This window comes from Photorhabdus asymbiotica (assembly GCF_003634575.1).
GTDB lineage: Bacteria > Pseudomonadota > Gammaproteobacteria > Enterobacterales > Enterobacteriaceae > Photorhabdus > Photorhabdus asymbiotica.
In genome coordinates this window covers 460,723-480,970 of record NZ_RBLJ01000005.1, presented here as the reverse complement: position 1 = coordinate 480,970, position 20,248 = coordinate 460,723, and the positions used below count along the sequence as shown (strand labels likewise).

Sequence of the window (20,248 nt, the reverse complement as noted above, 5' to 3'; positions counted from 1 at the left end):
GTATATTCACCCAATTTTTTCAGATCAACAGCGGCACGCAGTGAACGGGCAATCAGACGCTGGATTTCCATAGTACGCCCGCCTTGTTTGCCTCTCGCTGCTTCACGAGCATTCCGGCTATGAGTAGAACGCGGTAACATGCCATACTCAGCCGTAATCCAACCTTGTCCTTGACCTTTCAAGAAACGGGGAACCCCTCTTCAACGGATGCATTACATAACACCTTGGTATCCCCAAACTCCACCAGAACCGAGCCTTCCGCGTGTTTAGTGTAATGACGAGTTATAGTGATAGGACGCACTTGCTCTGCCGCTCTTCCTGCTGGGCGCATAGTGTTATCTCCGTTGTTAAATCATTATTGGAGGCGCATTATACGGCCTAACGGGTCTAATGCCTATCCTACATCTACGACGAGCGTTATAATCCCTTAATCTTTTTGTTTTAAATGGGAAGGAATCATGATTCGGTAGTATGACTGCTTTCGCGCGGGCGAGATATCAATAAAAGTGAACTGGGGGAAATGCAGCTTGGGAACTGCGTTCCCGTTTAATCAAACCGCTTATTTAGAGACATTATATCCGCCTGCCAGAACAATTCAGACAGTTTAGTAACCCGTGTTCCGTGGAGCGCATTCGTTCCCGCCTGACTCGCCGGGAAAAAGTTGAGTGTAACCACGTTTTTGAACTGGACTCACGCGCCTCAGGGTGAACTCATCTTAAATGAAAACCTTGGCCAAAACAATTGGTGAATGCAGCAAAATTGGGTCAAGCAACAAAGTAATGAAGGTGAAATCAGATCCTGTTGATTATTTTGCGGCTGGCCGGGCGTTATGGGCAAGCGGAAGAGCAAGATCTGGATGCTATCAGTACCCCAGCTGTTGAAAGACTTGGACAACCACACTGGATGCCTTTATTCAAAGCCGTGAAACCGAAGGCACCGCACTCAAAACGATGATTGAACAACGTCTGGATGCTGTCACTGAAGAAGTCAGCAAAGTTCGCCAACAGATGCCTGAAATTATGCAATGGCAACGGGAACGCCTGCATACCAAACTGGAAGAAGCCCAAGTACAGCTTGAAAATAATCGTATTGAACAGGAGTTAGTTCTGCTAGCTCAACGCCTTGATGTAGCAGAAGAATTGGATCGCCTGGACGCTCACGTCAAAGAAACCCGCAATATCCTGAAGAAAAAAGAAGCCGTTGGCCGCCGCCTGGATTTTATGATGCAGGAATTCAACCGCGAATCTAACACGCTTGCATCCAAATCCATTAATGCCGATATCACTAATTCCGCTATTGAATTGAAGGTACTGATTGAACAGATGAGAGAGCAAATCCAAAACATTGAATAGTATTTCATAGCCTCTCACAAAATTGCAAAAAGCCAGTAATACACAGATATTACTGGTTTTTTCTTATTTCTGAAGATTTCATAGAGTCTTACAATAACGCATGATTAAGGGGTATATCTTAGATATCTAAAACTAATTTAGGTGTACCCACCTTAATTATTGGAAATTGCACAATACCAAAGTTCACAGATAAGCAAATAAGAACGTGAATAAAATCCAGTGAATGATTCGAAAAGAAAATCGAATGGAAACGGTTTTTATCTAACTGCTGCTATAACATGAGCTACTGGAACAACTTTAGGGGCTATGGCTATAGCTGGAAAGAGTATTATTGTTGCTGCAGACATTGTTCTTGCTGTTGGAATCATCGTTACTATTGATTTGAATTTTTCACAGATGTCACCAACAACCTATGTGAAAATTTATCACTTTGTGAATGAAAACTTTTGTAAATATGCCATCCTCATGCTTTCCTATGTTTAGCCTCTAAAACTTAGAAACTTTTTTATTATTTATCATGATGTTAAATAATATTTTAAGCACATAAAACCTATCACAAAACATCATGAGAAAATTACTCAAATTACGACGATTTAACTACCCAGATACGCACCCTTCTCACTAAAGCAGAAGGCGAAAAGCGCTCACTGAGCGACGACGAAGCGAAACAATTTGACGAAACTGCGCAGCCAGTCCAAATCCGTGAATGTTGAAATTGCCCGTTATGAGGTACTTTCTTATGCCACTGAAGAAAATGGAGGGTAAAACACACACACCAGACTCAATAAAATCAAAGTGGATGAGTCATTACTCAATATTCAAGACACCAAGCACTGGCACTGCTAGCTGATAAAAACTCACTAAGCTTGAAAAGGGAATAGCATTAAAGGGAACATCAGGCTGCCATGTCATGTTTATATTTCCTATTTTTTCGACACATTGTGAGTATATGTTGACGGCATCAACACGCAAAGGTCTTATGTCGATGAAATCATTAAATTTCGACACGTGTTCACGATATGTCGATGATATCGACATATGGCACCATTTTATTGGTAGAAAACCACTGCCCCATTTGTGCTGCCGCTACTGTCTGCCAGGGTTTGTGTCGCGCTGAGTTGAACGTTTTTCAGGAGATACTTCAAGCTCAAGTTAAACGAGTAGAGTATATTCTCACCGGTTCACGGCGCTGTACTTATCGCATAACTAACCATATTCAACCGGAATAACGTGATATCTTTGGCAACACTAGCCTAATTAAACTACTCCGCTACTTTCTCTGTTGCCTTCTTTGTTTCCTTCTCCGTTAAACATAAAAAACAGCGTACCAGTCAGTAATATCAACCCACCACATATTATTAAAAGAGATTGAACACTAATATAATCAGCAACTGGACCAAACAACACCATACCTAATGGCAAAGAACAGGACATAGCTATTTGGACTAAACTAAATATCCTTCCCATCATCTCAGGTTTAACCTTTTCCTGGAAAGTTGCTACTATCGGTGCGTTAAAACAAGGCATTATCATGCCCAAAAAGACGTTTAATGCCAGATAAAGCGGGAACCAATACGCATAGCCAAGAGCAATCATAAATATCCCAGAAAATGCGCAAGCTACTGCCGTTATACGCAATTTATTTTTATATTCATTCAAGAAAGAAATCAGCAATCCACCTAAAACTGCTCCTGCACTAAATGTCACTTCATTAATAGCTAAACGCCATGATTCTTCACCAAATGTTCGGTTAACCAATAGCGGCGTCAAAAACGCAGCAGGACTAACCAAGAAACAATCACAAATCAGGAAAATCAAAAGATTCCTAATGAGCTTATTCTCTCGCAGATAGCGAAAACCATCTAAAATCGCCTGAAATTTATTATCCGGCATGGAATCAGAAGCTACTGTAGGAATAGGAATAAATGCAACAATACTAATGCCAATAATGGCAGTCGCCACATCCACTAGAAAAATATTTTCAAGCGAAGTTTGAGAATACAAAAAACCACTGATAGCAGGAGATGCCAACATCATTAGTGAAGTCAGAGAAGTATTAATACCATTGACCCGCAATAGTTTCTCTTTCGGGACCAATTGTGGAATGATGGCACTCACAGCCGGAGTCTGAATTCCAGTACAAAATGAACGGAGAAATAGGGCTACAAATAGTAACTCAATGCTCTTGAATCCGAGCATAAAAGAGATCGCCAAGCCAAGAGTCACTAATGCAATTAACGCATCAGAGGCGATACTGAGTAACTTACGGTTGTAAGTATCAGCCCAAACACCAGCAAATAAAGAGATTAATACCTGGGGAAGAAATGCACAGAGTACCGAAATAGCCAACATCTCTCCTGATGAGGTACTTAGGGTGATATACCAGACAATCGAGAACTGGACAATGGAAGAACCCAGCAGAGAAATTGTTTGAGCTGATAAAAATAAAGCTGTTTTTCGTTTCCAATCTGGAAGTATTGCACTCATTTTAGCAAAGCCCCTTAATATTTAAGAGGTGCAGTGTTTGAAGGTTATTATTCAAACACAAACTCCTCTAGCTCTTTTATAGTTGGTGCCCCAGCAGCACCAGAACGGTTGACAACAATGGCAGCAACACGATTGCCAAGCTTAACAGCATCTCTCAAAGACATCCCTTGTGATAAACCTGCCAGCATGCCACTACTATGAGCATCACCAGCTCCGATGGTATCTACCACTTTCACCTTATAGGCAGGAACATGTTCAGGAGAGCGGTCCGGCAGGCATATCCATGCACCTTGTGAACCTAACCGACAGATAATCGTGATTTTTCTTTTACTGGAGTAACAGCTAGCCTGAGTGACAGAATCACCTTCTCCACACAACATAGCAACCTCATCACGGTTCAGAGTCAAAATGGTCCGGTCAGCAGGTAATGCATCAATGAAAGCAGGATCTATTTCTGGTAAACGAGGACCAAAATCCAGTAATAACGTCTGTCCAAGAGGTAACGTCAGCAACCAGTCACACAAAATCGCCGTAGTTTTACTCGCCATGACATAACCACTGGAATAGATATATCCCTTTTCTGGTAGAGCAATAGAAGAGAGCATTGCCTCACTCCAGTCAACTTCGCAACCACTCACAGAAACAAAACTTCTTTCACCATCCGGTTCGACCATTGCCAAACACCAGCCATTATCAAGATATGAGTTGGTTAACGTGACCTTAAGTCCCAGAGCTTGCATTTCCTTAGCTATCTGCTCGCCCCAGTATCCATTACCAACCGGAATACCATTAATCACCGGGATTTGCAGACGGACCAAAGCCCGGGCAACATTAAAACCTGAACCGCCGATCTGCCGATCAATTTCTTTTGCTTCCCGGTCTTCACCGCTGCGGGGAAGCCTTGGTAAACAGAGAACAATATCTCCCGCAGCAGCCCCGATCACAGTAATCGGCAGTACCCCCTCCATCAGACTCTCCTTTTCTGGCCAAATATAAGCTATGACCCTGCTTAATAAAGAAAGAGACGAACAGTCCCAAGGCTGAAATTCTCACCAACAAACTATCAATTCAGAAGACAGACCGAGTGTTTGACCATCGCCATAGAAATAACCTGGAATGACATCTGATTACGGGTTTGGTCATCTTTAATTCCCAAACACAATGCATAAGAAACGCTTATACTTTAACATCAATCGAATCCAATAAGAATTGGCCGGTATAATTATGTGATTACTAACCTAAATCCATTGACCAGATTGATATTGCATTTATATGCTGATGTACACCGAATATATTTATACCCGTTATCTTTCAAGTTGCCTCTTTGTTGGCTGCACTCGCTCACCCCGGTCACATAGTTAACTATGTGACCGGGGATTCACTCCCTTGCCGTCACGAAGCAACTCGAAATCTATTGGGTATAACTTACGATATTATCAATAACATAAGGTGATTTTATTGTCTGAATATGCGAACAACTTAAATAAGGGAAGTGATTATCCTTGCTACTATCTTATTACAATAAACGATTAAGCGCGTAATTGAAGAGCGGTTACAAAAAGTTGAAGAACATTTACCCGCATTTGCAGTACAGCAAGTGCCATGTAAATATGGCACCCGCTCACTTATATTTTATGATTTACTTTTTATCAGCAACTTCTAGTTGCTGATAAATATAGTGTTTATAGCTATTCACCAACTCTTTATCCTGACAATCATCTAACGCTCCTCGGCAGAGATGGCGCATCGTCATATTCGCCCGATAAAAAGGTGAAACATTCAGTTTAGCTCTCTCCATAATCATTCCACCAAGGAATGAAATATCCGTCAACTCATCAGTCTGAACCGGTTCTCCCTGTTTCAAATTATCTCGCATGGTGAACTGAGTGATATAACCGGGATTTGAAAATACACTATCGTACTGATCTAAGTTAATATTGGGTTGATGATCACCGAAATAGAGGAAGATTGTTGGTTTTTCCCGTTTAGCAACAAACTCGCTGAAATCTTTGATTGCGGGATCAGAAGCCTTGATTTTTTCCATATAATGACTGAACTTACCAACTGCCTGTAAATTTTTCACATGTCCGGAAAGTCCGTAATCATCGGAATGATCTTCATCATATGGGCCATGTTCATACATAGTCAGGGAGAAAATAAACAACGGCTTATCGGTTTCCTGTCCCAAGATTTCTTTCACGTAATTCAACATACTCTGTGTAGGGATAGTCCACAGATTTTCGTCAAGACTGGCGGGATAGCCTAATTCCTGCGGTTGAATAATACGGTCAACACCCAGCGTCTGGTAAGCATGACCGGAGTGATAAGAGGATTTATTAAATGGTGTCAGAACAACGGTGTAATAACCATTCTGTTTCATCTCACGGAATAGACTGTATTTCAAGTGATCAACGATAAAATAAAAAACCGCATTTTTACGTGAACCAAAATCATCAGTATTCAAACCTGTCAGAGCAGAGAATTCGGATAACCAGGTACCACCGCCAAAAGTTTGTACCCTCATTGGGCTTTGAGCACTAACCCCAGTATTTCGCTGGAACATATAAAGATTAGGTAGCCGTGAATCATCCGGTAATTGATAGATATGTGGAGTAACCGTTGATTCCTGCAATAACATCACCACATCTGGCTTAATTTCAGACTGTGGCACAGGCAGCGTGACACGCTTAGCCTGTTGCAGAAAATAATCGGATGATTGTCCAAACTGAGGAGCATGATATTTGGCATCTTTAGCTGACATCACCATATTAGTGACAGTACCACGTCCTTTTGGTAGCGAAGATTCCCATTGCTCTCTAAACGCATTGGCGGTAACACTCACTTCCCATACACAAACCACAACCAACACCAATCCGACAGTACGCCATTTGAAACCACGGGAAGGTGATGACTTTTTCCAACTGAGCACCATATTAAAAATCAACCAGATAAGCATAGCAATGACTGCCAGGCCAGCTAGCCAATAATGCCGCAGTGTTTCCTGATTAGCAGGATCAAACATCAGGTTTAGGTCAGAGAACATGAGCTGTTCTTTGTAGTAATGAACTTTTATTTGATTGAGAAACTTAAAGATAATAAACAGTGTTCCGGTAAAGGCAACAGAAAACAGTAACCGGGCCGACATAAAAAACACCAGTCCAAATATCACACCAAATACACCGAGAGCTATCAATGCTGGATAAATAGCATCACTTTTTTCAAAAACCAGTATTAAAGTTGCAATAAACAATAACCCTAGATAAACACTCGATATTATCTTCTTTTTCATATCGTACTAAACCCAGTCAATAGGAAGCTCACACTAGTAACAGTTGGCAAAAATAACACAGGCAAGTTAAATCAATCGAAATAAAACATTAATTTTGTTGTTCCCGTCTCCTTATTGAACAAGAAAAAATTATCAAAACAGCCCATTATCCCTGAGAATATGTCGCTCAGCCTGACGACGAGTAAAACCGCTGCGATCAAAGAATTCCAATATCTGAATAGCCAGTTTACGACCAATACCCAATTCATCACGAAAATCGGCGGCAGTGATCCCACCATGATTTTGATTAAACTTACGGATAAGCTCTGCGAATTGCTGAATTCGTTGGCTACCATAATAGCGATCATGAACAACGGCGGTAATATGTCCCAATTGTGCCGCTTTTTTCAATACACTGCGAATTGTCACCTCTTCTTCCTCTAAATCAGCCGCCAAATCACGTACCCACCAGGGATCATCTGCAAAATAAGGTGCTATTCGCTGCCACAATTTTCCCTGTTCGTCACTAAAAGCCAAACCATGTTCAGGAAGAAATAACCAACCACGCGCTTGTTCCAATTGCCCATTATCGAGCAATACATCAATTAGACTATAAACCAACGCTTCATTTAATGTTGGTAAAGCCATCCGTTTTAAACGTGCCTTCCCCAAACCCAGTTGATCAACATGTTGCTGATGATATTCAGCTAAAACCTGTAATAGTTTCTGTTTTGCCAGCTCAGCATGACTCTGTGACAGCACCATACCATCAGAGATCATCACATCCATATTAGCTATTAGCTGATGGAGAGTCTCTTCCGTTAACTGACGCGCCCAAGAAAAATGGTTAAGAGAAAGAGCCCCTCGTGATAAATAGAGCATTAAATTAGCGGCATGATCCGATGCTCTGGCAAGCTGAGTGAGCCAATGCAAAAACTCAGGCTGACGCTTACCACGGCGAGGAGAATTTAAATTTATCACTCGTGCGCCGGCCAGCGTTCTTCTGGCGCTAATATCACGCAATATCAATCGGTCATTCTCAACCAGCCACAACGGGCTATCCAGGACCAATTCAGCTAACAGAGGCTTATCAGAAGGCTGATTGAGTAATGAAATCCGACCGGTGATATGGCTGGCAGCATGATGAATATGAAGAGATTGCCAGTTTCGCAAAGGTTCATCAGTTTCTAGTTCTACCAGCACCTTTTCCACATTCTCAGAGGGCTGTTGGGAAAGCAGCCAATCACCACGGGAAATCTGTTCCTTACTAATATCACCGGCAATATTCAGTGCAATGCGCTGCCCGGCCTGGGCCGTATCTGTCTGTCGATTCTGAGCATGCAGGCCACGCACCCTGACTTGATTATCACAGCCAGTCAGCCAGAGGATATCCCCCATACTGACCCTGCCAGCTAATGCCGTTCCCGTCACCACCAGACCCGCGCCTTTTACACTGAAAACACGATCTATCGCCAGACGAAAACGCTGATTCAGCTTTTCATGCTGTCTGTTTTGTTGGTGTAGCTGCAACAGATGCTGCCGCAGAAGGGCAATACTTTCTTCATCAGTGGCTGCTGTAATAAACAAAGGAGCACCAATCCAACCCTGAGTTGCCAGTTCATACTCAATCTGTTGGCGCACATCAACTACCCGCAACGATGCCACCCGATCTGCCTTAGTGAGCACAACTGTAATTGCCGGGCAGCCTATCAAACGTAGAATAGCCAAATGCTCTTTGGTTTGAGCCATTACCCCATCGTCACAGGCAACCACTAGCAAAACATGATCGATACCCCCTATCCCTGCTAGCATATTGGCAAGAAATTTTTCATGTCCGGGCACATCAACAAAACCAACCGAAGACCCATCTGATTGCGGCCAATAGGCATAACCCAGATCAATGGTCATAACTCGTTTTTTCTCTTCCGGCAAACGTGCCGTATTCACACCGGTAATAGCTTGAATCAGCGTAGTCTTACCATGGTCAACATGACCTGCGGTGGCAAAAATCATATATAGTTTCAGAAAATTAGGGTAGTTCCAGAAAATTAAAGTAAGAGTGCCTGCAACAATGCTTTTCCGTCTTCAAGGCAACGTAAATCCAACCACAAACGTCCTTCAGAAATACGTCCAATAACCGGTTTCGCTAATCTACGCCAGTGCTGAGCCAACTGTTCCAATGTCCGGCCCTGACCATCAATGGCAGTGAAAGTCAAAGCCCAGCTAGACAAAAGCTCGACTGGCAATGAACCACTGCCAATCTGTGAGTAGCACGGCTCATTACGAACAATAAACTGGCCACCGTAATATGCCTGAATCTGAGGTAATAACTGTTGTGCCAAATCATACATTTCTTGCTGTGAACGCGTTAACAAACGTAACGTTGGCAACTGATAGCAAAGTTGTTCAGGGCATTGATACAATCGCAATGTCGCTTCCAAAGCAGCCAGAGTCATTTTATCCGCCCGCAAAGCGCGCTTTAGTGGATGACGCTGGATAGCTTCTATCCACTGTTTCTTACCAAGGATAATTCCAGCCTGCGGCCCCCCCAATAATTTATCACCAGAAAAAGTGACCAGATCGATGCCCTGATTCAGATAGTCCTGAGGCATAGGTTCGGCTGGCAAGCCATATTGAGCCATATTGATCATAGAACCACTACCCAAATCAATAGCAGTAGGAATTTGGGATTTAACCCCCAGTTTCGCTAATTCACAACCGGAGACTTCCGCAGTAAAACCTTCAATACGGTAATTACTCGTATGAACTTTCATCAGAAGAGCGGTCTCTTCATTGATAGCTTGTTGATAATCTTTCAGGTGAGTACGATTAGTGGTGCCAACTTCAACCAATCGGCATCCTGCCTGAGCCATCACATCAGGAATACGGAATGCTCCACCAATTTCCACCAACTCACCCCGGGAAACCACAACTTGCTTACCGGATGCTACAGTTGCTAACAATAACAACACAGCTGCTGCATTGTTATTAACGACACAAGCATCTTCTGCCCCGGTTAATTCGCATAACAAATTCGCCAAAGCACAATCACGGTGCCCACGCCCAGCACCATCGAGGGAATATTCCAACGTTACCGGTGAACGCATCACTTGTGTTACCGCTTCAATAACCGATTCTGCCATTAATGCCCGGCCAAAGTTGGTATGAAGTACCGTACCACTAAGGTTAAACACCGGCTTTAAGGACAAAACCTGTCTTTGTTCCAATTGCTGACCCAGTGCTACTGCCCAGTTATCGCACCAATCAGGCAGTTCCTGATGCTGCCTGATATTGGTTCTGACCTGCTCCTGCATTTTTCTTAATGTTGCCGTTACCAGCGTCTGTCCATATTGTTCCACGAACAACGCTATCTGTGGCTCATGCAACAGACGATCAATGGCAGGAAGCTGGCTGTACAATGGACTCAGTTTTTGTGTCATGGCAATACCATCAATTAGCAGTTACGCATTCGGAAACAGGAATGGATTAATACTACTGCGGGCAAAACCTTCCTCTTCCATTTTGGCATCAAGGATTAACGAAGCTAGATCATCAGCAACAGCCTCAACTTTTGGATCTTTTTCCTGATAAAGGATTTTCAGATAACTGCCACAATCACCGCAGCTTTCCGCTTTCACTGCTGCCTGTTCATTATTCAGTGACCAATAATTGAGATCACGAGTCTGTTCACAGTTACTGCACTTCACCCGAACCACATGCCATTCACTTTCACACAAACTACAATGCAGGTAACGCAACCCGCTAGTGGTTCCAATCTGCACGACACTGGAAACCGGCATACTGCCGCAAACAGGACAGAACTGACGATGTTCACCATATTCTGTCCGCGCCTTTCCCGGGATTTGATTAGCCATTTGTGTCCAATACAAGGACAGTGCCGCCCAGATAAATAGTGCTTTTTCAGGGCTGACTTTACTAAATTCATTTTTCAGTAAAGCATCAGCCATCTGTTCCAGTTCCTGTTCCGATGCTTTTTCCAGATTATCCAAAGCTACGCTGATATGTTCCGGCGCATCAGGCAGTAATTCTGCTATCAGAGAGTAAAGCAATTTTTGCCAGTGCTCAGTACGTGGGAACATTTTACAATCCAAGGGTGGTTTACCCTCAGCGGCAGACTTTTCCAAAATATCTGCCATCTCTATTTTCAGCGGATTGTCATGTAACGCTTTTTGCTGGGCCTGAACAACGTCTGCAACAAAGCTAAGATAGTCTGCAAACGGATTATCTACGGCCAGTTGTTTCAGACGCTCAGACCGACGCTGATAGAGGTTTTTCAGATTAACAAAAAGCAGTGGCGGGATATAATCTGCTGCTTTTTCATTGACACGCTCTTTACTCAATTGCTCTTTAGGAATGATGCGAATACTCATTAAGTTCTATCTTCCTGTTATCTGTTATGCGGCTTTCCGGTTAATAATAATCCTAAGCCTGTTTTTAGCGTTCAGCATAGATCAAAAGCGGGCTATGAGCCACAGAGAGAATATAAAAATTGCGGTGAAAATCTAGGTGAAAATACTAAAAATCATGTTTTGGATGGTAGCCAGCATATTCAATAAAAACCTGTAATTTACCAGGTTTTATCATTATTCCTTTTTTCATAAATAATTTTTTAAAAAATTCCACTACGCCATATTATTTCATTTAATTTCCAAAAATATTTAAAAGAGTTAATTGTGATCTTCGTCATTTCTTTTTATTGGATTTAATATAGTCTACCACTTGATAGTTTACTCATAGAAATGCGTCATCCAGGTTAACTAAACAATTATCAAAGGAGAAAATAACCTTCATTACCTGACTAGGAGAATATATTAAAACTAATAATCACATTTTGGTTAAAATATTTTCCCAATATATTCAATAGCATTCTGTAATCTATAGAAAACTCTCATTTCTTTATAATCATAAAGGATAATTCAATGCTAACCGAACTTATTAGATCATATAGAAAATCAGCCGCAATCTATGCTCTTGTTAATACCGGATTATCTGTTCATCTTAAAGATGGGATCTATGTAAGCATAAATGAACTTTCCCATAAATGCGGTATTGATAACTCTCGCCTCAACCGATTATGTGATTTCTTAATTGAAATCGGGGTACTAGTTAACAACAACCATGGCGTTGCCCTTTCTGATGAATGCCGTGCACTTGCAGATCCTAGCAGCTTGGAGTCATTATTGGTAAAACATGAAATTAGCTCATATAACTGGAATTCTTGGTTAATGTACCCAGAATCCTTACTGAGAAATGATAATAAATCAGCATTCGAAATAGCGCATGGTAAACCATTCTTCGAGCATTTAGGTGATAATAAATTAATAAAATCAAATTTTGATTCTTTAATGTCAAGAAACTCTGACAAACTAGCTAAAAAGTTACTTGAAACTTATGATTTCAGCAAACATAAGAGAATATTAGATCTTGGAGGAGGAGAAGGAAATCTTCTGGTAAAAATCAATGAAAAGGTAAAAGGAAAACATTACGCCGTATTGGACAAATATAATGAAACTCCTGTTTCAGAAAATATGGAATTTATAAATGGAGATTTTCTGAAATCAGTTCCATCTGGTTATGATCTATATATTTTAAAGAATGTCATTCATAATTGGTCTGATAATGACTCAATATCAATTTTGAAGAATTGCCGGAAAGCAATGAATGATGATGCATCGATATTATTGATAACCATCATGAAAAAACCACTGTCTCCTATAGTTAATATAGCTAAATCTATGGATATATTCATGGATGTGTTACTTTTAGGTAAAGAACGTTATTTAACTGAGTTCGAATATTTGGCTAACCAAGCAGGACTCATCATTCAGGACACCCAAGATTTAGATGAATCATTTTCATTTATTAAACTAGGGGTAAAATAAACCATAGGAATTAAACATTATTTCATCAGATAATTACCGGATATTCCAACATAGAGAAACATATATATACCCAATAGATTTCGAGTTGCAGCGCGGCGGCAAGTGAATGCATCCCCAGGAGCATAGATAACTATGTGACTGGGGTGAGTGAACGCAGCCAACAAAGCAGCAACTTGAAGGATGAAGGGTATAAAACATGGTATCAGAATATCTGACACCATGTTTTTTATATTTCCTAACCATATAGACATTCACAATAAAAAACAAATAAACTTTTTTACTTTCATATTTACACTATTCAACATCAATTATCAACAGACAAAATATTATCTATTCCAGAAAATCAATTCGCACCATCGGGATAGAGAAAGAATTATAAATATCAAACAGGTATCACCGACATAAATATCAAGACAACTGAAAAACATCAAAGACATTAATAAGCTGGTTATAATAGAATAACATAAAAATAATTATAATTTTCAGTAGATTATGATTATAACCCTTCTTACTTGATCTAAACAATTTCTACTATAACACTAAAATCGTCAAGAAATGAATGCTCTAACAATTTCAAGCATAAATAAATACATCAAGTTATTTTTTTCTTATTTAAAAAATCATGAAAAGAGTTAATTGTGATCTTTGTCATTTATTTTTATCAAATTTATCACAGTATGATAGTTAATCATTTACTTTTATAAATACGTCATTAATATTAACTAAACAATGACCAAAGAAGAATTTAAATCTCATTAAATTGATTAGAAAAACATATCAAAGTTAATAGTTGTATTTTAATCAAGACATGCGACTAAGATATCACCTGTAATTTAGATAAAACACCTTGCACCTTGTTTTTTATAATCAAAAAGGATAACTCAATGCTAGTCGAACTTATAGCATCATATAGAAAATCAGCGGCAGTCTACATTTTTGTTAACACAGGTTTATCTGTTCACTTTAAAAATGGAACCTACGTAGATATAGACGAACTTTCCCGTAAATGTAATATTGATAATTCTCGCCTTAGCCGATTATGTGATTTCTTAATTGGAATAGGAGTATTAGTTAGCAATAACCATAAAGTCGCCCTTTCTGACGAATGCAGCGCACTTGCAGATCCTGAAAGTATGGAGTCACTAATGATAAAATGGGAACTTAGCCCAGATTGCTGGAACGCCTGGTCAATGTACTCAAAATCCTTACTCGAAAATAATGATAAATCAGCATTTGAAATGACACATGGAAAACCATTCTTTGAACATTTAAATAGTAACAGATTGCTCAAATCAAATTTTGACGCTTCAATGTCAAAAACCTCAGACAAAATAATTAAAAAATTACTTGATATTTATGACTTTAATAAACACAACAGAATATTAGATGTTGGAGGTGGAGAAGGAAATCTCCTGTTAAAAATTAGTGAAAAGGTAAAAGGAAAACACTACGCCGTATTGGACAGATATAATGAAATTCCTGTTTCAGAAAATATAGATTTTATAGATGGAGACTTTCTAAAATCAGTTCCATCCGGTTATGACTTATATATTTTAAAGCATATTATCCATGATTGGCCTGATGACGATTCAATATTAATTCTGGAAAATTGCCGAAAAGCTATTGATAATAATGCGACTATTTTATTGGTAAGCTTCATGAAGAAACCACAATCCAGAATAGTTCACTCTCTTGACATATTTATGGATGTAATATTATCAGGAAAAGAACGCTCCTTAGAAGAATTCGAGTATTTGGCTAATCAAGCTGGGCTTGCCATTAAGGATACTAAAGATATAGATGAAGCACATGTAATTATAGAACTAGGCATAAAATAAAGTATAAAGAATCATGGGGCCTCTACAAAAGATAAAGATTCGGATGTTGCTGAAAAATATATATAACGGATACAAAATTTGGCATCATATTTTGATGCCAAATTTAATTTTGATTAAAAAAGAAAACGAAGTTGAATGATCAAAGTTTTTATTAAAAACCCAAAGACATGCACCATATATACCCAATAGATTTCGAGTTACAGCGCGGCGGCCAGTGAACGAATCCCCAGGAGCATAGATAACTCTGTGACTGGGGTGAGTGAAAGTAGCCAACAAATCAGCAACTTGAAGGATAAAGGGTATATCCAATCTTATAAAACAAAGTACAATACCGTGAATGTATTTCTTCATCCTTAAACAATTCTTATTCTGTAGACTCAGACAGTTTACAAATTATTAGCTTAGAAAATGGAAATGGCACTATTTCTGTTTTTGTGATTATATTGTTAGAATTATTTCATATGGTAGATAATTGGAATAAGTGTTTACACAACTCCACATTAACAAGTGAAATAGTTAATGATTCGGAATCGTTCACAGTGATTGGATGCAGTTATAAAGATTTCTTACTCACAAAAATATCAGAAAAGAAAAAGCACTTTCATATAACTAACAATGATAGTCAGATTACAAAGTTAAAATCTGAAAATAGTTTTATAGAATTGAAAAAATAATTTAAATAAAAAAATAATTTCCTCTATTATTCATCCAGGCAGGATATGGCCCTACCTGGATGATTATTGGTATTAACGCCTCTCTTCCTGTTGTTCCTGCGTCACCACTTCACGAAACCAACGTGGATGATGTTTCTTTGCCCAACCACGAGTGACCCAACCTTCAACCATTGCCCGGATAGAACCTTTCACCCAGAATGCGGCATAAGCATGGACAATAATGGTCAGGATCAAACCAATAGCTGACACTGAGTGGACCAAAAGAGCGATGCGAATCACCGGAATAGAGAAGAAATCAGCGAAATACGGCCGCCAGATAATAATGCCACTGACGGCTAGTAATATCAGGCAGACGCTGATAGACCAATAAACCGCTTTCTGCCCCAAGTTGTAGCGACCAATATCGCCAACTTCCTCATTTTTCAAAATCTTATCGATATTCTTCAACCATACTATGTCGTCTTTGTCGATAAAGTTATGTTTGAAATATCTAAAGAACATAAAGATAAACAAAACAAACATCACTGAACCGACAAACGGATGCAAAATCCGTGATAACTGAGGAGTACCGAAGATATTCATAAACCAGTTAAAAGAGGGGAAAAAGAATCCCAATCCACTGATAGCAGTAAACAGAAAACAGAGTACTACCGCCCAATGGTTTACCCGTTCGAGCGGTGAGTGACGGATAATAATATCCTTCCCCTTTTTCATCTTGGTGCCTCCCCATGGGCTGATTTCTGTGAGGATTCTGCATCACGACGCGCCTCTTCCTCGTCTTCTTCAGTCACACGATTCGGACCAATCCCCACATAATGGAAGAGACTGGCTGCGAATGTCGCAGCAAATCCCACCGCAGCCAGAGGTTTCCAAATACCTTTCCAGAAAGTGATTGTCGGGCTGATGGATGGATTGTCAGGCAAGCCATGATATAGCTGTGGTTTATTCGCATGGTGCAACACATACATCACATGAGTGCCACCAACACCGTCAGGATCGTATAGACCAGCGTTATCATAACCACGGCCTTTCAACTCAGTAACCCGTTCAGCAGCCAAATCTTTCATCGCTTTTTTACTGCCAAAATGGATTGCGCCGGTCGGACACGTTTTCACACAAGCGGGTTCCTGACCGACAGCAACACGGTCAACACACAAAGTACATTTATATACCCGGTTATCTTCTTTATTGATACGCGGCACATTAAACGGACAACCCGCGATACAATAACCACAGCCAATACAGTGTTCCGACTGAAAATCGACAATCCCGTTTGCGTATTGGATGATTGCACCTTCTGCCGGACACGCTTTCAAGCACCCCGGATCAGCACAGTGCATACAACCATCCTTACGGATAAGCCATTCCAACTTGCCGTTCTGCTCAACTTCAGAAAAACGCATCACGGTCCATGATTTAGCGGTCAAATCAGCCGGGTTATCATAAACACCAACGTTATAACCAATTTCATCTCGGATATCGTTCCATTCGGAACAAGCCACCTGACAGGCTTTACAACCGATACACGTTGTTACATCAATCAGCTTCGCCACTTCTTGCTGGTCATCCCGCACCCGTGGCGCAGGAGTGAAAGAGTGAGTAGCAGAGCGACGAATGATGTCTTGAGTTTGCAGTGACATAATTTTCCCCCTTACACCTTTTCCACATTAACCAGGAACGCTTTGAACTCAGGCGTTTGTGTATTTGCATCACCAACAAATGGTGTCAACGTATTGGCAATAAAGCCTTTTTTCGCTGCCCCTTCAAATCCCCAATGAATTGGAATACCAATAGTATCCACTTCACGCCCCTGTACATTCAGGGTTCGAATACGTTTAGTTACAACCGCTTTCGCTTTGATATAGCCACGATTAGAACTCACCTTGACGGTATCGCCGTGTTTGATACCTTTCTTCTCTGCCAGTTTTTCACCAATTTCCACAAACTGTTCAGGCTGGACAATCGAGTTCAGCAATGCATGTTTCGTCCAATAGTGAAAATGTTCTGTCAGGCGGTAAGTCGTTCCTACATAGGGGAATTTATCTGGTTTACCCATGGTCTCAAAATCGCGTTTGAACACCCGGGCAGCCGGGTTAGAAATCACATTCGGATGTAACGGATTAGTGCCTAACGGCGTTTCAAAGGGTTCATAGTGTTCAGGAAACGGGCCTTCTGCCATTTTATCAATAGCAAACAAGCGCCCCATACCTTCCGGCTGCATGATAAACGGACCAACCTCTGTTTCTGGTGCCGCCACGCTGTAATCCGGAATATCAGCCCCACTCCATTTAGCACCGTTCCACGTTAATAACTGGCGTTTCAGGTCCCACGGTTTACCTTGCGGATCAGCTGATGCGCGGTTATATAAAATACGGCGATTTAGTGGCCAAGCCCACGCCCAGCCTAGAGTATTACCCAAGCCTGATGGGTCAGAGTTATCACGACGAGCCATCTGGTTACCTTCTGGCGTCCAGCTTCCGGTAAAGATCCAACAACCACTAGCCGTCGTGCCGTCATCGCGTAACTGCGCAAAAGAGGTCAACTGCTGGCCTTGCTTCACAATGACGTTACCATCAGTATCGATTAAATCAACCAGAGCCCGACCGTTGCTCTCCTGAGCCACCTCTTCCGATGCTGGACTAGCCGGGTTGAAGTAATCCCAAGTCATATTCAGTACCTGTTCTGGTAATGCACCACCTTCTGCTTGGTACATATCTCGCATGCGTTTAAAGATACCGGAAAGGATTTCAGCATCACCGATAGCTTCTCCCGGCGCATCAGCCCCTTTCCAGTGCCATTGCAACCAGCGACCAGAGTTAACAATCGAACCATTTTCCTCTGCAAAACAGCAACATGGTAAACGGAAAACTTCTGTCTGAATTTTTGCTGAATCAACATCATTAAATTCACCGTGGTTCTGCCAGAAAGTTGACGTTTCAGTATTAAGCGGATCAATAGTGATCAAAAATTTCAGCTTCGACAGTGCATCAACCACTTTGTTTTTATCCGGGAATGAAGCAACCGGATTAAAGCCCTGACAGATATAGCCATTCACCTCACCTTTCGACATCATTTCGAAAAATTGCAGGACGTCATAACTTTTATCCCACTTAGGCAGCCAGTCAAAACCCCAGTCATTATCTTTACGGGCATTGTCGCCGTAGAAACTCTTCATCAGACTGACAAAGAATTTCGGATAGTTACCCCAGTAGTTAACCTGACCCGGCAACATGGGCCTTGGCGTATTTGCCTGTAGGTAAGTTTGCAGATCGGCTTGTTTTTCTGATGGCAATGTCAGGTATCCCGGCAAGCTCTGTGACAACAGCCCCAAATCAGTCAGTCCCTGAATGTTCGAGTGACCACGCAATGCGTTAACACCACCACCAGCCATACCCATGTTACCCAACAGAAGCTGGATCATTGCCATAGCACGGATGTTTTGTGCTCCAACCGAGTGCTGAGTCCAACCCAGTGCGTATAGGAAGGAAGCTGTCTTATCCTTAACGCAAGTCTCTGCAATATATTCACAGACTTTCAGGAAATCATCTTTTGGTGTACCACAAATATTACTGACGACATCGGGCGTATAACGGCTAACGTGCTCTTTCAACAGATTCCATACACAACGTGGATGACTCAGTGTGATATCACGTTGAGCAAAGCCGTTTTCATCCAGTGCATAATTCCAACTGGTTTTGTCGTATTGACGTTTTTCTGTGTCATAACCACTGAATAAGCCATCATCAAACGCGTAATCTTCACGCACGATAAGACTGGCGTTGGTATATGCTGCTACATATTCGCGATTAATCTTTTCATTGGTTAGTAGGTATAAAATCACACCTAACAGGAAGGCAATATCCGTACCAGAACGGATCGGGGTATAGAAATCCGCCACAGATGCTGTACGGGTAAAGCGTGGATCGATCACAATTAACTTAGCATTATTATGAATTTTCGCTTCCATTGCCCAGCGGAACCCTACAGGATGCGCTTCAGCGGCATTCCCTCCCATAACGACGATCAGATTCGCGTTCTTAATATCAACCCAGTGGTTGGTCATCGCACCGCGACCAAATGTTGGAGCAAGACTTGCTACCGTTGGTCCGTGTCAGACACGCGCCTGGTTGTCTACGGCAAGCATGCCGAGAGCGCGACTAAATTTTTGGGTTAAATAGCCTGTTTCATTACTGGAAGCAGATGCGCATAATATACCGGTCGTCAGCCAGCGATTGACTGTAACGCCTTCTTGGTTGGTTTTAACGAAATTGGCATCCCGATCTGCTTTCATTAATTTAGCGATGCGATCAAATGCCTCATCCCAAGTGATACGTTGCCATTTGTCAGAACCGGCAGCACGATATTCCGGATATTTCAGGCGACTTTCGCTGTGGATAAAATCAACCAAACCGGCCCCTTTGGGACAAAGGGCACCTCGATTTACCGGATGATCAGGATCGCCTTCAATATGGAAAATACTCTCTTTCGCATTTTTTGCGCCATCGCCAAGGCTATACATCAACAACCCACAACCGACAGAACAGTACGTACAGGTATTCCGGGTTTCACGCGCACGCAATAGTTTATAGTTACGTGTTTGTGCAAGAGCTACGGTTGGAGCAAAGCCCAACGCGGCCACCGTCGTACCCGCCATACCGCCAGCGCAGATCTTAAAGAACTGCCTTCTGCTGACTTGCATGGGGATCTCCTCACTCACATTGTTTTA

Annotated in this window: 13 protein-coding genes and 3 pseudogenes; 5 read left to right on the top strand and 11 right to left on the bottom strand. The window is 41.4% G+C overall.

Annotated elements, in window-relative coordinates; all coding sequences use genetic code 11:
* Positions 1 to 331 (bottom strand): annotated as a pseudogene (gene rph, locus BDD30_RS21920) (ribonuclease PH); the annotation flags it as partial.
* A 185-nt stretch (positions 332 to 516) separates the two neighbouring features.
* Between rph and BDD30_RS21915 the strand changes: the two are divergent.
* The 3 genes and pseudogenes from BDD30_RS21915 to BDD30_RS24470 all read left to right on the top strand — a co-directional run.
* Positions 517 to 1,352, top strand: a pseudogene (locus BDD30_RS21915) (YicC/YloC family endoribonuclease); the annotation flags it as partial.
* A 306-nt stretch (positions 1,353 to 1,658) separates the two neighbouring features.
* On the top strand, positions 1,659 to 1,835 hold the full coding sequence (locus tag BDD30_RS23835) for a hypothetical protein (protein ID WP_170152974.1): 177 nt from the start codon (positions 1,659 to 1,661) through the stop codon (positions 1,833 to 1,835).
* A 557-nt stretch (positions 1,836 to 2,392) separates the two neighbouring features.
* Positions 2,393 to 2,581 (top strand): annotated as a pseudogene (locus BDD30_RS24470) (transcriptional regulator); the annotation flags it as partial.
* 28 nt (positions 2,582 to 2,609) lie between these two features.
* On the opposite strand, the gene BDD30_RS21900 reads toward BDD30_RS24470, so the two are convergent.
* From BDD30_RS21900 to fdhE, 7 genes are all read right to left on the bottom strand, one after another.
* Positions 2,610 to 3,839, bottom strand: a complete 1,230-nt coding sequence (locus tag BDD30_RS21900; RefSeq protein ID WP_015836445.1) for an MFS transporter — start codon at positions 3,837 to 3,839, stop codon at positions 2,610 to 2,612.
* 47 nt (positions 3,840 to 3,886) lie between these two features.
* On the bottom strand, positions 3,887 to 4,807 hold the full coding sequence (locus tag BDD30_RS21895; RefSeq protein WP_015836446.1) for a carbohydrate kinase family protein: 921 nt from the start codon (positions 4,805 to 4,807) through the stop codon (positions 3,887 to 3,889).
* A 254-nt stretch (positions 4,808 to 5,061) separates the two neighbouring features.
* The gene (locus tag BDD30_RS24835) at positions 5,062 to 5,193 is read right to left on the bottom strand and encodes a hypothetical protein (protein ID WP_282958032.1); all 132 of its coding nucleotides are present in this window, start codon (positions 5,191 to 5,193) and stop codon (positions 5,062 to 5,064) included.
* A gap of 285 nt (positions 5,194 to 5,478) precedes the next feature.
* Entirely contained in the window at positions 5,479 to 7,128 is a 1,650-nt protein-coding gene (locus BDD30_RS21890) for an LTA synthase family protein (RefSeq protein ID WP_015836447.1), read from the bottom strand.
* A 132-nt stretch (positions 7,129 to 7,260) separates the two neighbouring features.
* Entirely contained in the window at positions 7,261 to 9,120 is a 1,860-nt protein-coding gene (selB, locus tag BDD30_RS21885; RefSeq protein ID WP_015836448.1) for a selenocysteine-specific translation elongation factor, read from the bottom strand.
* A gap of 35 nt (positions 9,121 to 9,155) precedes the next feature.
* Positions 9,156 to 10,547 carry an L-seryl-tRNA(Sec) selenium transferase gene (gene selA, locus BDD30_RS21880; protein ID WP_015836449.1) on the bottom strand — a complete coding sequence of 464 codons (1,392 nt, stop codon included), beginning with the start codon at positions 10,545 to 10,547 and terminating at the stop codon, positions 9,156 to 9,158.
* Between the two features lie 21 nt (positions 10,548 to 10,568).
* The gene (gene fdhE, locus BDD30_RS21875) at positions 10,569 to 11,498 is read right to left on the bottom strand and encodes a formate dehydrogenase accessory protein FdhE (RefSeq protein WP_015836450.1); all 930 of its coding nucleotides are present in this window, start codon (positions 11,496 to 11,498) and stop codon (positions 10,569 to 10,571) included.
* Positions 11,499 to 12,047: 549 nt separating this feature from the next.
* Between fdhE and BDD30_RS21870 the strand changes: the two genes are divergently transcribed.
* Positions 12,048 to 13,010 carry a methyltransferase gene (locus BDD30_RS21870; protein WP_015836451.1) on the top strand — a complete coding sequence of 321 codons (963 nt, stop codon included), beginning with the start codon at positions 12,048 to 12,050 and terminating at the stop codon, positions 13,008 to 13,010.
* An 884-nt stretch (positions 13,011 to 13,894) separates the two neighbouring features.
* On the top strand, positions 13,895 to 14,848 hold the full coding sequence (locus BDD30_RS21860; protein WP_015836453.1) for a methyltransferase: 954 nt from the start codon (positions 13,895 to 13,897) through the stop codon (positions 14,846 to 14,848).
* A 746-nt stretch (positions 14,849 to 15,594) separates the two neighbouring features.
* Here BDD30_RS21860 and fdoI read toward each other — a convergent pair.
* From fdoI to fdnG, 3 genes are read right to left on the bottom strand one after another with little or no spacing between them, the layout of a single operon-like run.
* Entirely contained in the window at positions 15,595 to 16,236 is a 642-nt protein-coding gene (gene fdoI, locus BDD30_RS21850; protein WP_015836454.1) for a formate dehydrogenase cytochrome b556 subunit, read from the bottom strand.
* Positions 16,233 to 17,162: a formate dehydrogenase subunit beta gene (gene fdxH, locus BDD30_RS21845; protein WP_015836455.1), complete on the bottom strand. Its 930-nt coding sequence runs from the start codon at positions 17,160 to 17,162 to the stop codon at positions 16,233 to 16,235. Before fdxH ends, fdoI begins: the two co-directional genes overlap by 4 nt.
* Positions 17,163 to 17,173: 11 nt before the next feature.
* Positions 17,174 to 20,221, bottom strand: coding sequence for a formate dehydrogenase-N subunit alpha (gene fdnG, locus BDD30_RS21840; protein ID WP_015836456.1), 3,048 nt, complete (start codon positions 20,219 to 20,221; stop codon positions 17,174 to 17,176).
* Between the last annotated feature and the right edge of the window lie 27 nt (positions 20,222 to 20,248).